General features: G+C 53.5%; 18 protein-coding genes. 13 read left to right on the plus strand and 5 right to left on the minus strand.

Annotated features, from left to right (window positions below):
• Positions 1-20: 20 nt before the first annotated feature.
• Positions 21-545: a hypothetical protein gene (locus PSAB_RS07705; RefSeq protein WP_025333999.1), complete on the minus strand. Its 525-nt coding sequence runs from the start codon at positions 543-545 to the stop codon at positions 21-23.
• Positions 546-805: 260 nt separating this feature from the next.
• Between PSAB_RS07705 and PSAB_RS07710 the strand changes: the two genes are divergently transcribed.
• The 6 genes from PSAB_RS07710 to PSAB_RS07745 all read left to right on the plus strand — a co-directional run bounded on the left by PSAB_RS07710 (position 806) and on the right by PSAB_RS07745 (position 6,487).
• Positions 806-1,378, plus strand: coding sequence for a spore coat protein (locus PSAB_RS07710; protein ID WP_025334000.1), 573 nt, complete (start codon positions 806-808; stop codon positions 1,376-1,378).
• Positions 1,379-1,651: 273 nt separating this feature from the next.
• Entirely contained in the window at positions 1,652-2,542 is an 891-nt protein-coding gene (locus PSAB_RS07720) for an AraC family transcriptional regulator (RefSeq protein WP_025334002.1), read from the plus strand.
• Between the two features lie 170 nt (positions 2,543-2,712).
• Positions 2,713-3,444, plus strand: a complete 732-nt coding sequence (locus PSAB_RS07725) for a ThuA domain-containing protein (protein WP_025334003.1) — start codon at positions 2,713-2,715, stop codon at positions 3,442-3,444.
• 324 nt (positions 3,445-3,768) lie between these two features.
• The gene (locus PSAB_RS07735; protein ID WP_025334005.1) at positions 3,769-4,992 is read left to right on the plus strand and encodes an aminotransferase class I/II-fold pyridoxal phosphate-dependent enzyme; all 1,224 of its coding nucleotides are present in this window, start codon (positions 3,769-3,771) and stop codon (positions 4,990-4,992) included.
• Positions 4,993-5,297: 305 nt separating this feature from the next.
• Positions 5,298-5,615 (plus strand): transposase, encoded by a 318-nt coding sequence (locus tag PSAB_RS26110; RefSeq protein WP_025332950.1) that lies wholly within the window; start codon positions 5,298-5,300, stop codon positions 5,613-5,615.
• A gap of 11 nt (positions 5,616-5,626) precedes the next feature.
• A complete protein-coding gene (locus PSAB_RS07745) occupies positions 5,627-6,487 on the plus strand; it encodes an IS3 family transposase (RefSeq protein WP_264370880.1) in 861 nt (286 codons plus the stop codon).
• A 439-nt stretch (positions 6,488-6,926) separates the two neighbouring features.
• Here PSAB_RS07745 and PSAB_RS07755 read toward each other — a convergent pair whose 3' ends face one another.
• Together PSAB_RS07755 and PSAB_RS07760 are read right to left on the minus strand one after the other, a co-directional pair.
• The gene (locus PSAB_RS07755; RefSeq protein ID WP_025334007.1) at positions 6,927-7,739 is read right to left on the minus strand and encodes an ABC transporter permease subunit; all 813 of its coding nucleotides are present in this window, start codon (positions 7,737-7,739) and stop codon (positions 6,927-6,929) included.
• Complete coding sequence (locus tag PSAB_RS07760; RefSeq protein WP_025334008.1) at positions 7,736-8,623, minus strand: ABC transporter ATP-binding protein; 888 nt, start codon at positions 8,621-8,623, stop codon at positions 7,736-7,738. Before PSAB_RS07760 ends, PSAB_RS07755 begins: the two co-directional genes overlap by 4 nt.
• Positions 8,624-8,844: 221 nt before the next feature.
• On the opposite strand from PSAB_RS07760, the gene PSAB_RS07765 reads away from it, so the two are divergent.
• The 5 genes from PSAB_RS07765 (at position 8,845) to PSAB_RS07785 (ending at position 17,763) form a co-directional block, all read left to right on the plus strand.
• Positions 8,845-9,396, plus strand: coding sequence for a TetR/AcrR family transcriptional regulator (locus PSAB_RS07765; RefSeq protein WP_226991777.1), 552 nt, complete (start codon positions 8,845-8,847; stop codon positions 9,394-9,396).
• 110 nt (positions 9,397-9,506) lie between these two features.
• On the plus strand, positions 9,507-10,883 hold the full coding sequence (gene fumC, locus PSAB_RS07770; RefSeq protein ID WP_025334010.1) for a class II fumarate hydratase: 1,377 nt from the start codon (positions 9,507-9,509) through the stop codon (positions 10,881-10,883).
• A 337-nt stretch (positions 10,884-11,220) separates the two neighbouring features.
• Entirely contained in the window at positions 11,221-11,919 is a 699-nt protein-coding gene (locus PSAB_RS07775; RefSeq protein WP_025334011.1) for a LacI family DNA-binding transcriptional regulator, read from the plus strand.
• A gap of 369 nt (positions 11,920-12,288) precedes the next feature.
• Positions 12,289-16,578, plus strand: a complete 4,290-nt coding sequence (locus PSAB_RS07780) for a bifunctional 2',3'-cyclic-nucleotide 2'-phosphodiesterase/3'-nucleotidase (RefSeq protein ID WP_025334012.1) — start codon at positions 12,289-12,291, stop codon at positions 16,576-16,578.
• Positions 16,579-16,785: 207 nt separating this feature from the next.
• The gene (locus PSAB_RS07785) at positions 16,786-17,763 is read left to right on the plus strand and encodes an MBL fold metallo-hydrolase (protein WP_025334013.1); all 978 of its coding nucleotides are present in this window, start codon (positions 16,786-16,788) and stop codon (positions 17,761-17,763) included.
• A gap of 130 nt (positions 17,764-17,893) precedes the next feature.
• Here PSAB_RS07785 and murQ read toward each other — a convergent pair whose 3' ends face one another.
• Both murQ and PSAB_RS07795 read right to left on the minus strand, forming a co-directional pair.
• On the minus strand, positions 17,894-18,796 hold the full coding sequence (gene murQ / locus PSAB_RS07790; RefSeq protein ID WP_025334014.1) for an N-acetylmuramic acid 6-phosphate etherase: 903 nt from the start codon (positions 18,794-18,796) through the stop codon (positions 17,894-17,896).
• 29 nt (positions 18,797-18,825) lie between these two features.
• Positions 18,826-19,773 (minus strand): N-acetylglucosamine kinase, encoded by a 948-nt coding sequence (locus PSAB_RS07795; protein ID WP_025334015.1) that lies wholly within the window; start codon positions 19,771-19,773, stop codon positions 18,826-18,828.
• Between the two features lie 234 nt (positions 19,774-20,007).
• Here PSAB_RS07795 and PSAB_RS07800 point away from each other — a divergent pair, with 234 nt between their 5' ends.
• Positions 20,008-20,850 carry a MurR/RpiR family transcriptional regulator gene (locus PSAB_RS07800; protein ID WP_025334016.1) on the plus strand — a complete coding sequence of 281 codons (843 nt, stop codon included), beginning with the start codon at positions 20,008-20,010 and terminating at the stop codon, positions 20,848-20,850.
• Between the two features lie 97 nt (positions 20,851-20,947).
• A complete protein-coding gene (locus tag PSAB_RS07805; RefSeq protein ID WP_025334017.1) occupies positions 20,948-22,303 on the plus strand; it encodes an ABC transporter substrate-binding protein in 1,356 nt (451 codons plus the stop codon).
• Positions 22,304-22,324: the final 21 nt, after the last annotated feature.

A 22,324-nucleotide genomic window follows, 5' to 3' on the forward strand; every position in this document is an offset into this window, starting at 1 on the left:
AATCAGGCTTATTCTATTCATCATGGAATATATTGCTGAACAATAGAGATCACTTTTCCGTCCTGCACCGTGATGTGATAAGGGAACTGGCTCAGGTCAACAACATCCGTGCTGCTGAATTTTTCCAAAAATGCATCGAGGCCGACAGCTTCATTCCAATGGATGTCCAGATCCCCGGGATTTCCCGTGTGGTCAAAAATTTGCATCTTGATGCTGACATTGTCAGCCAGCGGGTAGCTGGTCAGTATATCGCTGTCATTCACAATATAATAATCGTCCGGGGCTCCGCCCAGCTCCGCTGCGGCTTCCGGTTCCCGCTCCGCGAAGATACGGTTCGCTTCGGCTCCTTCATACCAGTTAATTTCATCCGCAGTCAGGGTTACCCGATCACCGTCCCGCTCGAGCGAGTGAATATAGACGGTCAATTCCTGCGCCGGTCCGCTGCTCTCGGCAGCCGCCCGGGTTCCGGCTGTGCTAGACGTGTGAATGAGGGAAAAGAACAGCAGTACGATAAAAGGCACTACGGCGGTCTTTTTTAATAACATGATTTCGTATCCCCCTTGTCTCTATGAAGCACAGTATAAGGCTATATACCCACTGTGTTCTTTCTTAAACGGTTCTTTATAGCATTTAACGGATTAGACGAAAAAAGGTTGCAAAACCCTGCGGTTGATTCAATTTGATTGGAAACCTTCCTTCTGACGGAGCAGGCCCATTGCCTTTACGACAACGAATAAAGCAGGTGAAACTGTACATTTTAGAACGGTAGGCGCAAATATCCACCATAAAAAAGGAGATGTCAATTATGCCGCTTGGCTCCCACGAAGCTCATGAACTGAACGAACTGCTTCTTAGCTGTACGAACTCTATTCAGTGTATGGCGCTGTTTCTAGATCAAGCCCGCGACCCTGAACTAAAGAACATGATTGCCCGGCACTATGCAGTCCACGTTCAGGATTACAACATGAAAGTAGAGTTTGCCAACAGCTCGTATTCTCCAGATACATTGAATGTTCCAAACATGCAGATGAACGCAGGAATGCCTGCGCCTTCCCCCGCCTATACGCCGATGCAGCCTAAAGTGCAGCTTCAACAATTGGACGACCGTTCCATCGCAACTTCCTACCTGCTGACATTGAAACGAGCCGGCCGTGAATACGCCTGGTCTGCTTTCGAATGCTCCACACCGCAGCTTCGCTCCTTCCTGGAGGATGCATTTCGGATGTGCTCGCACCAGGCTTTTGAAGTCTGGGATTATATGGCGCGCAAAGGCCAATACCCTGTCGTCATGGCTTCCAGCCAAGCGGTTAACGCCATGCAGCAAATTTACCAGCCCGTTCCGGAGCATAGTCCGGCGCATCTTTACGGCACAATCTGAGTACACCTTAAACACGGCCTTCCATTTTTATTAAGATGATAACGGAATGTGCCGGATCTATGAGCTGCCCGGGAAAGTCCCGGCGGCTTTTTTTATGTGCAATAACTGCGGTTTTCTATGCTGGGTGAATCGAACCCAATCCTTTACCGTCCTAAGCGATCCAGCTCCCGAATTTTCCGCCGTTTTCCCGAAAAAAATCCTTTGCCCTGCGGGGCTCCGCTGCCTTATCATCGATATCAAAAGCACATTAAACGTAAAGGCACGGGAGACGGCATGAAACTATATCTGGAAATTCCGGAGCTCGACAAGCATTTTCCTTTCCGCAGCTTTGTGACCAAGGGGGACCGGCTGTGCTACCCGCATTGGCATAAGGAAATCGAGATCATTTATGTGGCAAAAGGAAGTGTGGATCTAGGGATCAACGATGTTCCGATCCATCTGAGTCAGGGGGAAATCCAGTTCGTGGACAGCGGGGACGTGCATTATTTTCTGGCATCCCCGGACAGCGAGCGGGTGGTTATCCAGTTTGATTTGGGCTTTTTTCAAGAGGTTCCAGTCATAGACGTGAGGGAGCATTCGCTCCGCGATATCTTCGCTTCCATGGAGCACTCGGGGCGCAAGTGGCCCGCGGGGGTGGCGGACAAAATGCGGCGGCTAATCGAAAGCATTCACGAGGAGAACACGCGGAGGGCCGACGGGTACGCTTACCTGATCAAAGCCCGGATGTTTGAGATGCTGACCTTGATCTTCCGCGAGGTTCCAAAGAGCGGCGCGCACCGCCAACCGAAAATATCGGAGGAATCGGCCACCAAATCGAGGGAAACGCTGGAGAAGCTGGAGCGGATTTTTACCTATGTCGAGAATCATTACCGCGAAGCGATCAGTTTGAAGGAAGTTGCGCAATATATGGGCTTTAGCCCTTACTATTTTACCAAGCTGTTTAAACGGAATACGGGCATGACCTTTGTGTCCTTTCTGAATGAATACCGGCTGAACAAGGCCAAATGGATGCTGCTGAACGGAGATGCGCCGATGACGGAGGTTGCCGAGGCTTCGGGGTTCGGGAGCGTGAAGACGTTCCACCATTTTTTTAAGGAAGCGACAGGCATATCTCCGCTGAAATACCGCAGGACAATATACGGGAATAATTCGGCTAAAATGTAGGAAGAAAGCGCCTTCCCCAAGTTGTATCATAAGTAGTGCAAACGATTAAACTCGTACGCGTGATAGCCCTGAATACAGGATTGGCGGCACCTGCTGGCGGGCAGGAACAGCGCTGTCTATCCATGATTTGAGAGCTCCGGGCGTACCTGGGGACAGGAGAGAAAAAAGGCATGGTCAAAGTAACCGTATGGAATGAGTACCGGCACGAGCGGAACGACGACAAAATTGCAGCTGTATATCCGGAAGGCATCCACAACCAGATCGCAGGTTTCCTGAAGGAAGCGGGCATGGACGCCACAACGGCAACGCTGGATGAGCCGGAGCACGGGCTTACGGAGGAAGTGCTGAATAATACCGATGTTCTCGTCTGGTGGGGCCATATCGCTCATAAAGAAGTAAGCGACGAGATCGTGGACCGCGTTCACCGGCGGGTTCTTCAGGGCATGGGACTGGTCGTGCTGCATTCCGGGCATATGTCGAAGATTTTCATGAAGCTGATGGGCACCACTTGCGATTTAAAATGGCGGGATGTCGGGGAAAAGGAACGTCTGTGGGTGATGAACCCGAGCCATCCAATCGCGGAGGGCATCGGTGAATATATTGAGCTTGACCAGGAGGAAATGTACGGGACGCACTTCGATGTGCCCGCGCCCGAGGAATTGATCTTTGTCGGCTGGTTTGAAGGCGGAAACGTATTTCCAAGCGGCTGCACGTACCGGCGGGGAAACGGCAAAATCTTCTACTTCCAGCCGGGACATGAAGCGTATCCGACCTACTACCATCCGGAAATTCAGAGTGTCATCGTCAATGGCGTGCAGTGGGCCGAGCCGACCAAGCGCGCTTATCCGGTCTATGGCAATTCGAAAGAGCTGGAGACGATCAAGCGGGAAGTGCTGCTGTAGATGAAAAAGAGCTGGCCTGGGATTCCCGGGACCGGCTCTTTTTATGCCGCAAGGCCCGGAGGACCGCTGGGGGGGGGGGCAAGGGCTGCGAGGGCAGACGCAGCGGGGGCCAGGTGCATAATGTTAGCTTCATATGTTCTGAGTGCAGAACTGATCGGTGAACTTTGTGCGCTCCGTTGGCCGTTGTTCTGTGGCTCCATGCGCTCTGTTCGCTTAAGGAGATTGAATCGCTTTAGGGCGGTGCAGGAACAGGGGGGAGATGATATACTTGTTGAAGCAGCGATTTGAATCTGCGATTTTGATAATACAGGCAGGTGTGTTCCATTGACTCTTAAAGCTTCCAAATCCACATGGCGCGCGGACAAGCTGTCGAGCCTCGGCTCCTCGATCTTTCAGGAGGTCGCAGGCTGGAAAAACGAAGCGGCCGCGGCCGGCAAGGATATTATAGACCTCGGGATCGGCAGCCCGGACTGGGGACCGGCCATTGAAATCCGTCGGGCGCTAAGCGAATCCGTCTTGAAGGAGGACGGCTACTCGTACCCGTCTTCGGAAGGAGGGCTTGCCTTCCGCCGGAAAGCCTCGGACTGGATGCGGCATCGGTTCGGAGTCGAGATTGACCCCGAGACCGAGCTGCTGACGCTGATGGGCTCCCAGGATGGGCTTGCGCATCTGGCGCTGGCGGTATGCAATCCCGGCGATACGGCGATTGTGCCGGACCCGGGATATCCGATTTATTCCGGAGCGCTGGCTATCGCCGGAGTAACGCCGTGGCTGCTACCGCTGAAGGCGGAGAACGGCTTTTTGCCCGATCTGGAAGCCATTCCGGAGGACGTGCTGGAGCGCGCGTCATTTATTCTGCTTAACTTTCCCGGCAATCCGGTTTCGGTTCGGGCTGACGAGGCTTTTTTCGGAGAACTGATTGAACTGGCCCGCAAGTGGAACCTGCTTGTCGTACATGATCTGGCCTATTCTGAAATGGGCTTTGACGGATATCGGCCGATCAGCATTCTGCAGGTGCCCGGCGCGCGGGAGACGGCGGTCGAGTTTCATTCTTTTTCCAAAAGCTTTAACATGGCCGGCTGCCGTATCGGCTTTTTGGCCGGCAATCGGGATGCCGTAGGTGCCCTTCGGACCCTGAAGGGCAACATCGACTACGGCGTCTTTGAGCCCGTGCAGGAAGCGGCAATCGCCGCGCTGGATCAGGCGATGGGCCCGGACGCCGGCGAGGGTGTCGGGCCGCTGTATGAGCGGCGCCGTGACGCCTTCATCGGCGCGCTGCGTGATGAAGACTGGGACGTGCCGAAGCCGGCGGCGACGATGTTTGTCTGGGCGCCGCTGCCCGGCGGAGCAGCGGCGGCCGGCATCGACTCGCGGCGCTTCGCCCGCGAGCTGCTGCTGGAGACGGGCGTCGCCGTCATCCCGGGCGACGCCTTCGGTGCGGAAGGACGGGGCTTCGTCCGCATAGCGCTTGTGCAGGATGCGGAGCGCCTGGCCGAGGCCGCCCGGCGGATCGGGCGGTTTCTCCGCGCCAAAGGGCTGGCGGAGTAGGGCTTTGCACATGTGAGGTGGTCGGTGCTAAGCCGGGAGCGGATTGGGTGGAGGCAGGCACTGGCCGATCCGGCAGAGTGCCCCGGCTGGCGCCTCGGCGAGCGGCAGGGGCGATAATGCCGATTCATTCGGCTGCCAAAATGATCAGGTGGAATCACTATAGAAACTATGAACGGGAATTTCTCCCTCATATTTTCCCATTTAGGCTTGAATTAGGTGGATGAACAGGAAAACTAGAGCTAGTATAAAAAGTGGACACCTCGTTAAGAGAAAAAGATAATAGAGTTATCTAAGGAGGTGTTCACATGAGTGAACCACGGAAACAGTATAACGAAGAGTTCAAGAAACAAACGGTAAAGTACCTGCAGGAGCAAACGAAGTCGGTAGAGGACATCGCTCTGGAGCTGAATATTCCTGTGAAGACCCTGTATGCCTGGAAGGCGAAATACCGCGAGTTTAAGAACGAGCCTATCGCCAGCCTGGATCGAGTCCGCGAACTGGAGCAGCTGCTGAAAGAAAAAGAACGTGAACTTCACGAAAGCCAGCAACGTGCTGCCGATGCGGAGGAGGAACTGGCCATCGTAAAAAAAGCAGTGCACATCTTCAGCAAACCAAAGAACTGAGATTTCAGTTTGTGGAAGATCATCGCTCCGAGTTCCCTTTGGAGAAGATGTGCAAAGCACTAGGTGTCTCCCGGAGCGGCTACTACACCTGGCGCAGCCGAAAACCCAGCGAGCGAGTGCGGCGCAAGGTGCGGCTGTTAAAGCGGATCACGTATCATTTCAACGATTCACAGCAGCGTTATGGTGCGCCCAAGATTGCACATCTTTTGCGCCAGGAAGGCGAAACCGTCACCGAACGTACCGTCGGCCTATACATGCAAGAACTCGGATTCCGTGCCTGTGTCAGCCGTACCTTCAAGGTTCAAACCACCGACTCCAATCATGATTTGCCGATCGCTCCAAACCTCCTGAACCAGCAGTTTCACGTGGAGAAACCCAATAAAGTATGGGTAGCCGACATTACGTATATTCCATGCCGGGAAGGCCGCCTGTATCTAGCCAGTGTGCTGGACTTATGCACCCGTGAGATCGTAGGCTGGCGTCTGAGCGACCGGATGAACACCGATCTCGTCCTGGGCGCCCTAAAGGATGCCCACCTTGCCAAGAGACCTAAAAAAGGACTGATCCACCATTCGGATCGAGGAAGCCAGTACGCGTCCGAAGATTACCGAAAACAGCTCAAGACTTACCGTATGATCACCAGCATGAGCCGCAAAGGAAACTGCTACGATAATGCTTGCATGGAATCTTTCCATAGCATCCTGAAAAAGGAGCTCATTTACTGCAAGCGATTTAGAACGAAACAGCAGGCCTACGATGAGATCTACCGATACATTGAGTTTTTTTATAACCGCAAACGAATCCATGGTGCACTAGGGTACCTGTCACCGATTCGCTTTGCTGCTCGGTTCAATAAGAGAAAAGCAAGCTAAAGGGTGTCCACTTTCTTGACAGAGGTCCAAACCTCCATCTTATTCGGCCTATTTCCGGGAAAATGATCTTAATCGATCAAATGTGAGGGAGAAATTCCCGCTTATTTATGATTTGGGCCCTTATTAGCCCAATAAGGGGGAGAAATTCCGCTTTAGTGGTAACGAGCGTAGTGCTGGGGCTTGGGTGAGGGGCGGGCCGCCTTGGCAGCGTGAGCAGCCGGGCTTGTAGGCCGCCCGCGGCCAGCTTACCACTGCCGCACCTCGCCGCCGTGCCCTCGCCCCGCGCTCCCGCACGTCGCTCCCGCCTGTCGCGCACCGCCGCTCTCGCCGTGTCACCGCTCCACGCTGTCGCACCGCCCGCGCTCGTAGGCTGCTCACCCGCGCTCCCTTGCCTCGTCGCTCCCGCTCCCCGCGCGCTCTCTCGCCGTCCCAACTCCGCCTATAGCGGCAAATCCCGCCGCTTGAACAGCGCGATGCCCAAGCCGAAGGAGACCAGGCCGACGGCCAGCAGCACAAGGGCGCTGCGGCCCCATTCCGCTTGCCCGGTGACGATCTCGGCGGGGCGATACAGCGTGAAGAGCGTCAGCGACTTCATCCAGCTCAGCTTGTCGCTGATTTTGGCGACCAGGTCGATGGTGAAGAAGCCGAAAGCGATAAGGCCGGAAATACCGAGCGCTTTTTTCTCGTCATTGGCCAGGCAGGACACCAGAAAGGTCAGTCCGCCGATCGCAAAAAACAGCATAAAAGCAACGAGGTTCAGATGCAGAAACCGTGCGCTGTTGAAAGGGTAGGCGTCGCCCAGAAACCAGACCTTTCCCAGAAAGCCCGCCAGCGTCGTTACGCCCACAATGACGATCAGGGACATAATCAGCACCAGCGCCTGCGTCGCCGATACTTTGGCCCGGGTGGTCGGCGTGGACAGCAGATAGGCCATCGAGCCCCGGTCCACCATGCTGGCCATCAGCCGGGTCGACATTTGCACGCACACAATGGACAGGATCAGCACCAGAATAAGCCCGTAGTATTCACCTGAGATGAACGCCTCCGCGCTGGCGAAGCCGCTGTTCAGGCCGAACGCGTTGTTCACGCCCTCCGGCATGGATTTGACAATATCGCCAAGCGCCTCGGTGTTTTTCGCGATGCCGGGATAGAGCCAGATAATCAGCAGGATATAAAAAGCGGAGCCAAAAGCGTAGTTCATCGTCCCCTTGGCGTTCACTTTAATCATTTGTTTGAACAATGGGAAATTCATGGCTGTTTGTCCTCCCGGTCATAGTAATCCATAAAAATATCCTCCAGGTTCTGGGTGAACACATCCATGCTGCGAATGCGGTATTTCGCTGCTTCCTCGATGAATGCGTTATAATTGCCCCGGATGGCGACCCGCACGCGGAAATCGTCATAATTCTCGACGGGCAGACCGGAAGCGCGGAACCGGTGCGCGTCCTCCTTGTTCTCGAAGACGACGTCGAACAGCTTCCGCTGCATCGACTGCAGCTCGTGGATATTTTTCACGGCGACGAGATTGCCGTCCTTGATAATGGCGGCCCGGTCACACGTCCGCTCAATTTCCGGAAAGCTGTGCGACGACATCAGGAAGGTCGTACCCCGCTCTTTTTCCTCCAGCACGAGTTCAATAAATTCCTTCTGCATCAGCGGGTCTAGGCCGGATGTGGGCTCATCCAGAATAATCACCTCCGGGCTGTGCATGAATGCGGCGACGAGGCCGACCTTCTGCTTCATCCCCTTGGACATTTTGCGGATCGGCGTGCGCGCGTCAAACTGCAGGCGCCGGATGAGTTCCTCGCGCTTTCCCTTGTGCTTCAGGCCCTGCATATCCGCCATAAAATCAAGGAAGGCGATTCCCGTCATTCCGTCGACGAAGGCGATTTCCCCCGGCAGGTAGCCGACGTGCTTTTGCACCGTGCCCTGCGCTTTCCACACATCCAGCCCGCATATTTCTGCATTCCCCCGGTCAGGCTTCATAAAGCCCATCAGATGCCGGATGGTCGTCGATTTGCCCGCTCCGTTCGGTCCGAGAAACCCGAATACCTCTCCTTTGTTTACCGTAAATGAAATGTCTCGTATCCCTTTTCCGTTTGAAAATGTTTTGGTCAACCCTTGGACAGTAAGCATACTGCCACCTCCGACGTAAAATAATGAAATATTTTTAGTGATATATTTCATGTGTTATAATAGTCCTGGCTGAGGCCGGCGTCAATAGAGTAATGAAATTTTTTATAAAATATATTTCATAAATTACATTTTGATATCCGATATTGTCAGGTTAGGGTGAAAGAGGAATGACTAAAATCAACGGTTTTGAAAAAAGAGCGGCGAAAATCAGGCGGAAAATCATGAAAACGACGATAGAAATGCTGAAAACGTGGGAACCCAAACGGATGCGGATTGCGGATATCGCCAAAGCGGCGGGCGTCTCGCAGGTCACGATTTATAACTATTTTGGCAGTAAGGAGAAATTGCTGGAACAATCCTTTAAGGACTACATCGACCGGTCTATCGAAGGTTTCGAACAATTCATGCAGGGGAACCCGACGATCAAGGACTTTGTGAAATATTCGATTGATCAGGAAAAGGCGCAGTATTCCGTCTTGTCACCGTCGCAGATCAAAGAATTGATGGTGGACGATCCCGAAATGTTCGGCTACATTCAGGAGCGTTATGAGAAAACGGTGCTTCCGCTGATCGTCAGACTGGTGGAGGAAGGGAAGGCGAGGAGTGAAATTTCGCCCAAAATTTCGTCCAATTCCGTCCTTATTTTTATGAATATGTATATGAAGAGCGTCGGAGATCTGCTGGAAGTGGCACGTAAGCAGGACAATATGGATACTTTTCTCGAGGAGATGACTCATTTGTTCTTCTACGGTCTGTGCGGCCGGGAGGAGTGAAGCCAAAAGGGATGGGGCGCGGTTTGTCCCGCCGACACGGCCCATTGTAAAATAAGGTTAAGCCTATGCAAACGGCTTCAGACTAATCCGGCAAAAGGACGGGATGAAGGATGGAATTTCGCATAGAAAAAGACACGTTCGGCGAACTGCGGGTGCCGGCGGACAAGTATTGGGGCGCCCAGACGCAGCGCAGTCTGCAAAACTTCAAAATCGGCGGCGAGCAAATGCCTCTCGAAGTGGTTTATGCCCTGGCGCTGATCAAGAAGGCGGCGGCAAAGGTGAACGCAGAGCTCGGCCTGCTGCCGGAAGCCAAGGCGGACGCCATTGTCCGCGCGGCTGATGAAATTATGCAGGGGATGCATGATGAGCATTTTCCGCTGGTCGTTTGGCAGACGGGAAGCGGGACCCAGACGAATATGAACGTCAACGAAGTGATTGCCCGCCGAGGCGGCGAACTGCTGAAGCTTGTCGGGGCGGAAGCGGTAATTCATCCGAATGACGATGTGAACAAGGGCCAAAGCTCCAACGATACCTTTCCTTCGGCCATGCACATCGCCGCCTTCCTCGCGGTGGAACGTCAAGTGCTTCCGGCACTGAAGCGGCTCAAGAGCACGCTGGAACAGAAAGCGGACGAGTATCAGTCCCTAATAAAAATTGGACGCACGCACCTCCAGGACGCTACGCCGCTTACGCTGGGGCAGGAGATCGGCGCCTGGGCCGCGATGCTGGAAAAAGGCGAACGTTTTATTACGGACAGCGCTCGGTCGCTGCTTGAGCTGGCGATCGGAGGAACGGCCGTCGGAACCGGCCTTAACGCCCATCCTGAATTTGGGGCCAGGGTCGCCGGGGAGATTGGCGAAGAACTTTCCATTCCCTTTGCGCAGGCCGGCAACAAGTTCCACGCCTTGACGAGCCATGACCAGATTGTTCATGTGCATGGAGCGCTGAAGGCGCTGGCCGCTGATCTCATGAAGATCGCAAATGACGTCCGCCTCCTCGCCAGCGGCCCCCGCAGCGGCATCGGCGAGTTGCTTATCCCGGAAAATGAGCCGGGCAGCTCGATTATGCCGGGCAAGGTGAACCCGACGCAGAGCGAAGCAATGACGATGGTCGTCTGCCAGGTGCTGGGCAATGACGTGACGATTGGTGTGGCGGCGAGCCAGGGGCATTTTCAGCTTAATGTATTCAAGCCCGTCATTATTCACAGCTTCCTGCAGTCCTGCCGCCTGCTGGCCGATGTCATGCGGTCGTTTGAGGAGCACTGCGCCCGGGGCATCACGGCGAACGAGCCGGTCATTCACCGCAATCTCCATAACTCCCTGATGCTGGTGACGGCCCTGAATCCGCATATCGGCTACGAGAAGGCGGCTGAAATCGCCAAGCTGGCGCACAAGGAAGGCCTCACATTGAAGGAAGCCGCGTTGAAGCTGAAGCTGCTGACGGAAGAGGAATTTGACCGGATGGTAAAGCCGGAGAACATGATTTGATTCCAAGCTTATAATAAAATTGTTCATACAGCCGGTCCTCTTTACGGTAAAGGGGGCCGGCTTTTTCGCTGCTCCGGAATGCGGGATGGAATTCGCCGGGGGAACGCGGTGCGGACTTTACCGGGAACGACGCAGTTATTTTGTATTTGTTTACTAAACAAAGTTCGAGCCGTTAACCCTATTAATCGCTCGAAACGTAGGCGTTTTAGAGTATTCTCTATATTTTTATGGGAATCTTCAAAAAACATGTTGCAATGAAAGCGTTATCTTGTTAAGATGAAGTGCTGATATTAGTAAACATTAACTAAACAAACGGTTCGCTTCGGGAGGATGAACAATGACGACGATTCGCGATATTGCGCGCAGCGCCAATGTATCCATCGCGACGGTATCCAGAATACTGAACGACGACTTGTCACTTTCCGTTACGGAAGAGACGCGGCGGCGAGTCTTAGGTACGGCCCGGCAGATGAACTATGATTTTTCGAAACGCAGAAAAAAGCCGGCTTCAAGCACGCTTGAGCCGCAGCAGGCCAAAGTCGGGCTTCTCGTCTGGTATCCGCCGGAGATCGAGAACGAAGATCCTTATTTCCTGTATATCCGGCAAGGGGCGGAAAAGCAGCTCGCGGAGCTCGGCATTAAAGTGATTCGGAGCTTCCACCTGAACGGGCAGCTGCCCAAGCAGCCGCTTGACGATCTGGACGGTATGATTGTCATCGGGAGCGTACTGCCGGAGGTTATCGAGCGCATGTACCCGCGGAAAACGATCTCAATCCACGTTGAGCACCAGTTTCAGACGGACATATGCATGAACGGGAAAAGGTCCCTTTTTTTTTCGGAAAAAGGGACCCTCGCGGCCAATAAACGGGAAAAGCTCCCGCTTATTGGCCGCTTTACGTTGATTTTCGGCTATAACTCAAAAATATGGTGGAGAAATTCCATCTCATTACCCCGTACCGGCAGCTTTTTGAGAAATAAGCGGGAGAAATTCCATGTTATTCGGTCTGTGAACCGGAGGTCATCCATTACCTGCTGAGCCGGCTGCGGACACCGAGCCCAAGTTGTTCATAATTCCAAAAATTTGGATAAAACCCTGGGTTTTTGATCCGCTTATATCCTTCAAAATTAGATAAATTGCTGTGCAAGGCTCTTCTTTTTATTGACGGGAGATGATAGGAAATCTGCCGCCGAATTTCGATAGATTTATAGGCTGAAGTTTACAAAACGTATGAATAATTATGAATTTTTTATTAAATTCACTCGAAAATGGAGGGTTTTTACCCTTTTGTGTGAGAAATTTTACATAAAATAAACATGAGATTTATATTTCCCGTCTGGTATTGGTTAATTTTGTATGATACAATATCGCCGGAAGTAGACTATTTGATAGGAGGACTAATAGATTATGGGGAAGAAACGATGGAACAGGCCTCTAGCTTCCATGCTGGCAACGGCCGTGCTCTCTGCACAGGTGCTGGGTGGAATTTTCACGGGCTCGCTGTGGGGGGCCGATAAGGCAGAGGCTGCCGCTTCCGGGGGCTCTTTGCTGCCTAAAATTGACCTGCGGTTAATGAGCACGACGGACGTGCATACGAATGTATACGGCTGGGATTATTTCAAAAATGCCGCATCATCTTCGGTCGGGCTCGCGAGGACGGCTACCTTGATCAAGGCGGCAAGAGCGGAGCAGCCGAACAACCTGCTGCTTGACAACGGGGACCTGATTCAGGGTACACCGCTCGGTACATATGAGGCGAAGATTCAGCCGGTGACTGACGTGGTCTACGATTCCAAGCCCCATCCAATGATTGCGGCGCTGAACGCCCTGGGATACGATGCGGCGACCTACGGCAACCATGAGTTCAACTACGGTCTGGATTTCCTGGATCGGGTCGTTAACGGAAGCTCCACAGACGCTGCAGACACCAAAGCTAAATTTCCTTATATCAATGCGAATATATATAAGCCGGACGGCGTAACGAACTATTTTAAACCTTATGAGATTATCACCAAGACGGTAAAAGACACGAATGGGCAAGACCAAACGATTAAAGTCGGCCTTCTCGGCCTGGTAACCCCTCAAATCCTGGAATGGGACAAGGCCAATCTGGAAGGCAAGGTTGTGACCAAAGGAATTGTTGAAACCGCAGAAAAGTTTGTTCCTGAAGTCAGAGCAGCCGGTGCGGACGTCGTTGTGGTTATGGCGCATACCGGCTTCGACGCTGCGGCAACGGGACCAAACGCTGAAAATGCCATCAGCGAGCTCAGTCAGGTTCCTGGCATTGATGCGATTACCTTCTCTCATACGCATAAAGTATTCCCGACAAACGGAAATAACACGTCGCTGGACGCTTCCTTCAAAGATCCGGCAACCAAGCAGCCTTACAGCTATATTGACAATGTGAACGGCCATATTCATGACGTTCCGGCTGTGCAAGCCGGTTATGGCGGCGGCTACCTCGGCCTGATCGACCTTTCGATCACCCAAGTAGACGGCAAGTGGACAGTGGACAAGACCGCTTCCAAAGCTTCGACCCGGTCTGCAAAGGATGCTCCGGAGGATCCCGCCATTTTGGCTACCGTAGGGGGCGATCATGAGGCTACTATCGCTTACACCGGTACACCGCTCGGTACGACAACGGCTCCGATGAACAGCTATTTTGCCCTGGTACAGGATGATCCGACCGTTCAAATTGTAACCTATGCGCAAAAACAGTATGTGGAAAAAGAAATTGCCACCGATCCTACCTTGGCCCCATATAAAGGCCTGCCAATTCTCAGCATAGGCGCTCCTTTCAAGGCGGGACGCAACGGCCCTGGCGAATATACAAGCATTGACGCAGGTCCGCTGACGATCCGCAGCGCGAGCGATTTGTACCTGTACGACAACACGCTGAAAGCGATCAAGGTCAAAGGCTCGGTCGTTAAGGAATGGCTGGAAATGAGCGCGGGCGCGTTCAACCGGATCAAACCGGCGATTTCCACGCCTCAGCCCCTGTTGAATCCAGGGTTTGCCGTATTCAACTTCGACGTGATTGACGGCATCAAGTACAAAATCGACGTAACCAAGAATGCAAAATACAAACCGGACGGTACGATTAACGATCCGACCTCCAGCCGGGTGGTTGAAGTGACCTATAACGATCAGCCGCTCGATCCGGATCAGGATTTTATCGTTGTGACGAATAACTACCGCGCAAGCGGCGGGGGCAACTTCCCGGGAGTCAAAACCGCCCAGATGATCATGGACACTCAAACCGAGAACCGTCAGGTTCTGATGGATTATATCAAAGATGCGGGTACGATTGACCCGACCGCCGATAACAACTGGTCTTTGGCGCCGATTAAGGGCAATGTCAATGTGACCTTCACTTCCTCGCCTGACGCCAAAAATGTTCTTCCTGGCAACATCAAGGATACAGGGGCATCTGATGCCAAGGGATTTGAGGTCTACAGCCTGAACCTGAAAGAAACGGTTCCCGCTCCGACCCAGGACGTTGAAGTTCACTTGATCGGCATCAACGACTTCCACGGCCAGCTTGACACTACATCCGTGGTGGGTGGCAAGAATGTAGGCACGGCGGCGATTCTTGCGACTTACCTGAATCAAACCCGGGCGAAATATGAGAATTCTCTGCTCTTCCATAACGGGGATTCCGTCGGCGCATCGGCTCCGGTGTCCTCGCTTGAACGCGACGAACCGACCCTTGAATGGATGAACTTGATGAAATTCGATGTCGGTACCCTGGGCAACCATGAGTTTGACCAAGGCGTAGATGCGTTGAAATCGCAAATCTTCGGCGGCGCTGATCCGAAGAACAACAAAATTGTTCATGCCGGCGCGGATTTTGATTATGTCAATGCCAATGTAATCGACAGCACCTACAATACGCCGATTATCAATCCTTACGTCATTAAGGAAATCGGCGGCGTGAAAATCGGCTTTATCGGCGTTGTAACCAAAGCTACGCCTAGCAAAGTTTCACCTGCCGGAACGGCGGGCGTGCGTTTCCTGAGCGCCGAAGAAGAAGTTCAGGCGATCGGGAAGTACGCGGCCGAGCTTCAAAGCAAAGGCGTCCAAACGATTGTTGTGCTGGCGCATGACCCGGCTTCCACCAAAGGCGATGTGACAACCGGCGAAGCCGCCGATCTGGCCAATGCGCTTCCGGCCAATTCGCCGGTCGACGTCATCGTTGCCGGTGACAACCACGCGCTGGCGAACGGCCTTGTGAACGGCAAGCTGATTGTTCAGGCTTATTCTTACGGCACGGCTTTTGAGGACATCAAGCTGGTGATCGATCATACGACAGGGGATGTCAAGACGAAGTCGGCAGTTGTTAATACCACCTTCCAGGATGGTGTAACCCCTGATCCGGCAACCGCTGCACTTGTGGACAAATACCTGAATCTGCATCCGGAGCTGACCAAGCCGGTAGGTACGACTGACGGTACGATTACCCGCACCGACGCGTACAACAACGAATCGGCTCTCGGCAACCTGATTGCCGACGCTATGCTGAGCGCCGATTTCGGCGACGGCAAGCAAGCCGACTTCGCCTTCATGAATCCGGGCGGCATCCGGGCGGATCTTCCGAAAGGAAATGTCTCGTTCGGCGACCTGGCCAAAATCCAGCCGTTCGGCAACACGCTCGTGAAGCTGACGCTCACCGGCGCGCAAATCAAGACTCTGCTGCAGCAGCAATGGGGTGTGAAAGCCGACGGAACGGCAGACACCAAAACGCTGCAAATTGCCGGACTGAAATACACAGCCAATATGTATCTGCCGGTAGCCGACCGGATCGCCAGCCTCACCAAGACGGACGGCACGCCGATTAAACCCGATCAAACGTATACGGCCGTTGTGAATAACTTTATGGCGGCGGGCGGAGACAACTACAAGGTTCTGACCCAAGCCAGTGCTTCCGTTCCTGGTCCAATCGACCTCGACGTGTTCTATGATTACGTCGTGAAGACCTTCAAGGGCGGCATGATCACAGCTAAAATTGAAGGACGCATCACCAACAAACTGAACCCGTCGGATTCTTCTAACCCTGGATCGACGCCAAGCCCGTCCGCATCGCCAAGTCCGACGCCTTCCGCTACGCCGGCTCCAAATGCAACACCGGCACCAACCGCCTCGGCACCGGTATTCAAGGATGTGGAGAAAGTGGCATGGGCGAAGGAAGCCATTGCTTCTCTGGCCGCCAAAGGCATCATCAATGGCGTGGACGGCAGCAATTTTGCACCGGCCAAACCTGTGACCCGCGCAGAATTCGTCACCATGCTGGTGCGCGCTCTGAATCTGAACGCTTCTGGCGCGATCGGCAAATTCAATGATGTCAAGCAGGGCGTCTGGTATTCGGGTTCCATCGCAGCAGCCGTTCAGGCTGGAATCGTGAAAGGCTCCGGAAGCGGCAAATTCGAACCGGGACGTGAAATCACCCGTGAAGAAATGGCGATTATGATCGTGAATGCCCTGAAAGGACAACTGCAGCCGATTGATAAGAATGCGACGCTGCAGAAGTTTGCCGATAAGTCCAAAATCGCGCCTTACGCGCAGGAAGCTGTCGCGCAGCTGACCCGGCTTGGAATTGTGAACGGTGTGGATGCCGAGAAATTCGCACCGAAGGATATCGCCAGCCGCGCTCAGGCGGCGGTTATCATCTACCGTATGCTGGAGAAGAAAGCATCCTAAAATCCGGCAGCTCCCCCAAGGTGTTTCGCAGGCCATCTCCGGATGGCTGCGGAGCACCTTTTTTTAGTAGGCTGTATCGGCGGCAGGCGCGGGAGTGTCCTCTCCCATTTGTTGAATGAACAGGGGTGGAGTGCGCAATAAGCTGGTTGGCAGAAAACAACTGTGATACTATAAATCAGTAATTTCAGCAGAAAAGAGAGGCGGCATATGACAAATCAAACGGAAACTTTTTCAGGCTCCAAGCATTTTCGGCTTAATCACGTCGCTAACGGGGTATTTGCAGCAATATCGGTCCCCGGTACCGGCTCTTTAGGAAACGCGGCAATTATTGACCTTGGCGATTCCACGCTTGTGGTGGATACCTTCTTAACCATAGAAGCCGCGGAGGATTTGCAGGCAGCCGCAATAGAGCTTACGGGTAAGCCGGTTTCTTATGTAATCAACACCCATTGGCACAGTGACCATACGAGCGGAAATCAAGTGTTTGCCCCCGAGGCGCAAATCATATCTACATCGGTTACCCGCGAAATTATGGCGACGTTTGGAACAGAACGGCTGGCCCGGCAATTGGCAAATCCGGAACCGATTGTTAAGGCTATGGATGAACTCGACGAGAAAATACAGCAAGAGACGGATGACAAGCTAAAAAAGGAAATGCAATGGGAAAATGCCAGCGACCGTGAGTACATGAACATACTCCCCAAGCTCGAATATACTCTGCCGACGATAACTTTTGACGGACAAATGACGATCCACGGCAGTGATCGGACCGTACAGCTCATCACCTATGGCGGCGGTCACACACAAAGCGATGCCTTCGTGTACCTCCCGGAAGAAAAAATCGCAATCACGGGAGATCTGGTGCTCTCGAAGCATCATCCTGTAATGATGTATGCCAATCCTGACGCTTGGCTGGATATTTTGGAACGAGTCGAAGGGCTTGGTGTAGAAACGATCATTCCGGGGCATGGGGAAGTGTGCGGGGTGAAAGAGCTTCATGAGGTGAGAAGTTATATCAATGATATTGTCGCATTGGTGACGGAAGCCGTTCAGAACAAGAAGAGCATCGATGAGCTTGCAGTGCCGGAAGCTTATGTGGACTGGTATTTTACTACCTATTTTAAGCCGAATGTAAAAAAAGTGTACGACTCTATCGCCGAATCGGCAGCTTCAACCCCACTTTAATAGAAAAAACGGAATAGACAAAACCTCCGGCTCCATGATTGAAATGGAACCGGAGGTTTTGTCTTTCTACTATTATAAATAGGAAGGAGTTCGATCGGTTAAATCCGATACATTCGGACTTTATTACGGTTTAGCCGCGGTCGCCCGCGCTGTGCACGAAGCCGCCCGAGGCGGATAACCGGCTGCGTGCTTCGGCGGCGCTGACACCCGCCAGAAGCATGACGATGGCGGTTTTAACCTGGCCTTCCGATTCGCGGTAGGCTTCTTCGATTTCGGCGGCGGACGCTTCCGTGGCCAGGGCGATAATCCGTTTGGCCCGGTGGACCAGCTTCTTGTTGGACGGATTCAAATCGACCATCAGATTGCGGTATACCTTTCCAATCCGGATCATGGCGGTGGTAGTCAGCATGTTAAGGATCAGCTTCTGCGCCGTCCCGGATTTCATCCGGGTAGAGCCCATTACAACCTCAGGGCCGACAACGGCCTCGATGACCGGAAATCCCGTTTGGGCCATCGGCGTCCCATGGTTGTTGCAAATGCCGAACACGGCCGCGCCCAGCTCGCCGCCCCGCTTCATCGCGCCGAGCACATAAGGCGTGCGGCCGCTGGCGGCAATGCCGATAACGACGTCCCCGGCGGTGACGCCGGCGGCTTCAAGATCGGCGGCGCCCAATTCCTCGCTGTCCTCCGCGCCTTCGACGGGGTCTTTAACGGCCTTGAAGCCGCCGGCAATCAGCCCTTGAACCATCGACGGGTCCGTTCCGTAGGTGGGCGGACATTCGGAGGCGTCGAGGATGCCGATACGCCCGCTCGTTCCCGCGCCGACGTAGAACAAGCGTCCGCCGGAGCGGAAGGCTTCGACAATCCGGTCTGCCGCAGCGGCAATTTGCGGGATCAGCCCGGTGATCACTCCGGGGACGAGCCGGTCTTCTTCATTAATCAATGCCATAATTTCAGCTGAATTCAACTGATCGATGGCGTTTGTCTTGTCGTTGGGCTGCTCTGTAATCAAGCCATCAAGAATGGAATCCATCAGGGTTATTTCCTCCTGTCATTGTTGTCTTATGCATCCGGACCGCCGAACCATTTGCGGGCGAGAAGAGCCGCGCCGACCGAGGGCGGCGGCGCAAGGGTTCCGTCCACGAATTCCAGCGACGGATACCGGTCCAGCAGCTTGCCGCGGAGCGTCCGCGCAAACAAGGGTGAATGCGCGAAGATAGAGCCGGTCAGCACGGCCCGGCCTCGAAGCTCCGCTGGAAGCCGCTCCAGCAGCGCGGCGGCCGTATCCGCCAGCGCCGCGGCTTCCTCCGTAACGATCCGAATGGCACATTCGTCCCCGCCGGAAGCGGCCTTTAGGCATACCTTGGCGAAGGCGGCGATATCCGCTTTTCCCCGCTCCGGCTTATAAATGTAGCTTTTCAGCTCCGTAATGCGGGAAAAGCCGTATTCTTCAAGGATGATGCCGGTAATTTCGGTCGGCGGCTGTACGCCGTCGTAGCTGCGCATGACGGCTTTGAGCGTGCGTAGGCCGATGCTGTAGCCGCTGCCTTCATCGCCCAAATAATGTCCCCAGCCGCCCGTGCGCCAGTGTGAGCCGTCCGGGGCGAAGGCGTAGCAGATGGAGCCGGTGCCGGAAATAATTTGGACGCCGAATTCCTGTCCCAGCGCGGCCATGAGCGAAATTTGCGCTTCGGAAGCGACTGCGACCGGAAGCTCGCCGGGCCATTCGGCCAAAGTGCTCCTGACAGCCATACTTATAAGGGAACGCTCCTCTGATGTATCAATACCTGACATTCCAAGGCAGATACCTCCCGGCTGAATATCCTTTTCCGGCAGAGAAGACAGCAGTCCGCGAACGACCCTATCCAATTCCGCGGTTGCTTCATTGAAGGTTCCGGCATGCGGATTGGAAGGACCGCCGGTAAAGCGGGCAAGGACGGAACCTTGAGAATCGACCGCGGCTGCATCGGTTTTGGTTCCTCCTCCATCAAGACCGAGGTATATCTTCATTGCCAGATCACCACTTTGATTTTTTCATAATTATAGGTGAACTTGCACCGGATGTAAAATAAAATTTCACAAATAAAAAATATATTGAAATTTTGTTTTACTGCACATATAATAATCTCAATCCAGAAACGCGGAGAAATATTAACTCGATTCGTCATTTAATATGACAAGAACTGCGATGGGATCATCGGAAATGAAAAGCCATTCCATTTGAAAGGGAGGTGTTTAGGGTTGATGAACGGGGGGCTTATTCGCTTACGGGAAATGCTGGAGACGCTCAATCCTTCAGAGAGCAAGATCGCTTCTTACATTCTTCAGCATCCCGATGAAATCATTCATCTATCGGTTGCGGATCTGGCGCAGAAGAGCGGCTCCAGTCAGGCGGCCATCGTCCGGCTGTGCAAAAGCATCGGCTTCAAAGGCTACCAGGAGCTCAAGATCAAAGTCGCCGGCGATCTTCATACGCGGGACCCTGTCGCCGCAGGGTATCAGGAGATTCGCCCCAATGACACGGTGCCCGCTATTATGCAGAACGTATCGAACAACAATATTCAGTCGATACGGGATACGCTCACGATTTTGGACCCGAACATGGTGGAGCTTGCGGTTAAGGCGCTGGACCAGGCGAGGCGGATTTACTTTTTTGGCGTGGGAGCGTCGAACCTGATTGCCATGGACGCCCAGCAGAAATTTTTGCGGATTAACAAGACAAGCTTTTCATTTGCCGATCCCCACGTCCAATTGACAAGTGCGATAACGGCAGATTCCGGCGACACGGCGGTATGCATTTCGTACTCGGGAGAGACGAAGGAGGTCATCCGGGCGGCGTCGCTGTTCAAGGAACAGGGAGGGACGGTCATCAGCATTACGAAATATGGCAATTCCACGCTGAGTCGCCAATCCGATATCCCATTGTGCACCTCTTCCACGGAAAATGAAATCCGCAGCGGCGCGATGGCTTCCCGAATTACGCAGCTTAACCTGATCGATATTCTGTATCTGGCGGTCGCCAGCCGGAATTACGAGCAGTCGGTTACTTATTTGGAAAAGAGCCGTCAGACCATCAAGCAGCTTTAGCCGCAATCAAGAGAGATGTCCAAATGGCTGGTCCATAACAAATGTTTCTATTATATAGGTTGATAAAAACAGGTTGATAAAAAGGAGATGGAGATTGATGAAAAAGAGTCTCATGCTGTGTATGATTGTGGTCCTTGTTCTCATGACGGCCTGTGGAAATTCGGACAAAGGAGCCAGTTCCGCCAAGTCTCCGGATGCCAAGGATACGATTACGGTCTGGACATATCCGGTCCATGGCACCTATGAAGACGAACTGAAAGGTCTGGTGTCGGCCTTTGAAACTGAGCATCCGAACATTACGGTCAAGACCGAAATACTGTCCTGGGCCGAAGGCCCGCAGAAATTCGACGTGGCGCTGAACGCGGGCAGCCCTCCGGATCTGTACTTCCACGCAGTGGACGGTTCGTATGTGAATACTGGCCTGGCGCTTGATCTTGATCCGTACATGACTGACGATATCAAGAACGATTATTTGCCGGGAACGCTTGAGCTTGCCCAAATCGGCGGCAAACAGTACGGGCTTCCGCTGTATCAGTTCCAGTGGGCCTGGGGCGGCAACAAGCGTATTCTTGAAGAAGCGGGTATAGACTGGAAGAGCATTCAGCAGAACGGATGGACCTGGTCGGAGTTTACCGAAGCGGCGGCCAAGCTAACCAAGAAGCTGCCTGACGGCTCCACGCAGTACGGCCTGGTGACGGACGGCACTTCCCTGGACTTCATTGAAATGCTGACCCGAAACAACGGCATGCCGGACGTTCTGAATGAGAAGGGCGAGTTCCAGTGGGGCGACGACCGGATCAAACAGACGCTGGGCTTCATCAAAAGTCTGCTGGACAAAGGATATATGCCAAAAGAAACCGCGGCGATTGCCCCGAAGAAGCGCTCGGATATGTTCTATGCCGGACAGGCCGCCATTATTTCCAAAGCCATTCCTTACTATGACGTGATGATCCAGAACCGCAACAAAGATATTGATGCAGGCAAGGTTACCGGCGAAAAAATCGATTTCGTCCTGCTGCCGGTACCGCACAGTGACAACGCTCCTGCCAAAACGACGATGGGCGCCGAAGGCTATGTCGCCTTCAAGCAGAAGAACGACCAAGGCGAACAGCACGCCAAGAATACATTCATGTTGATGGAATATCTCAGCAACGCGAAGGCCGGCAATGCCTCCAACGAATTGGTGCTTCCTTTCGTCCGCAAATCCCAGGCGGATATGTATGCGGGCAAGGAGCTGGGCACGCCTGAAACCATTGCGGCTTCCAAGAAAATGGCTGAGAACATCCAGATCCCCGTTACCCTGAGCCTCGATACCGCCGCAGCAGCCAAAATGAAGCAGTTCAAGGAGCAGGTCGTTACGCCGAATATTCAGGCGCTGTACTCGGGAGAAGAGACTCCGGAAGCGATCGCGGAGGATTTCAAGAGCAAAGCGGGCCAAATGCTGGGGCAGTAAATTCAGGTCAAAGGGGACGGC

It is taken from the genome of Paenibacillus sabinae T27 (assembly GCF_000612505.1).
Taxonomy (GTDB): domain Bacteria; phylum Bacillota; class Bacilli; order Paenibacillales; family Paenibacillaceae; genus Paenibacillus_AQ; species Paenibacillus_AQ sabinae.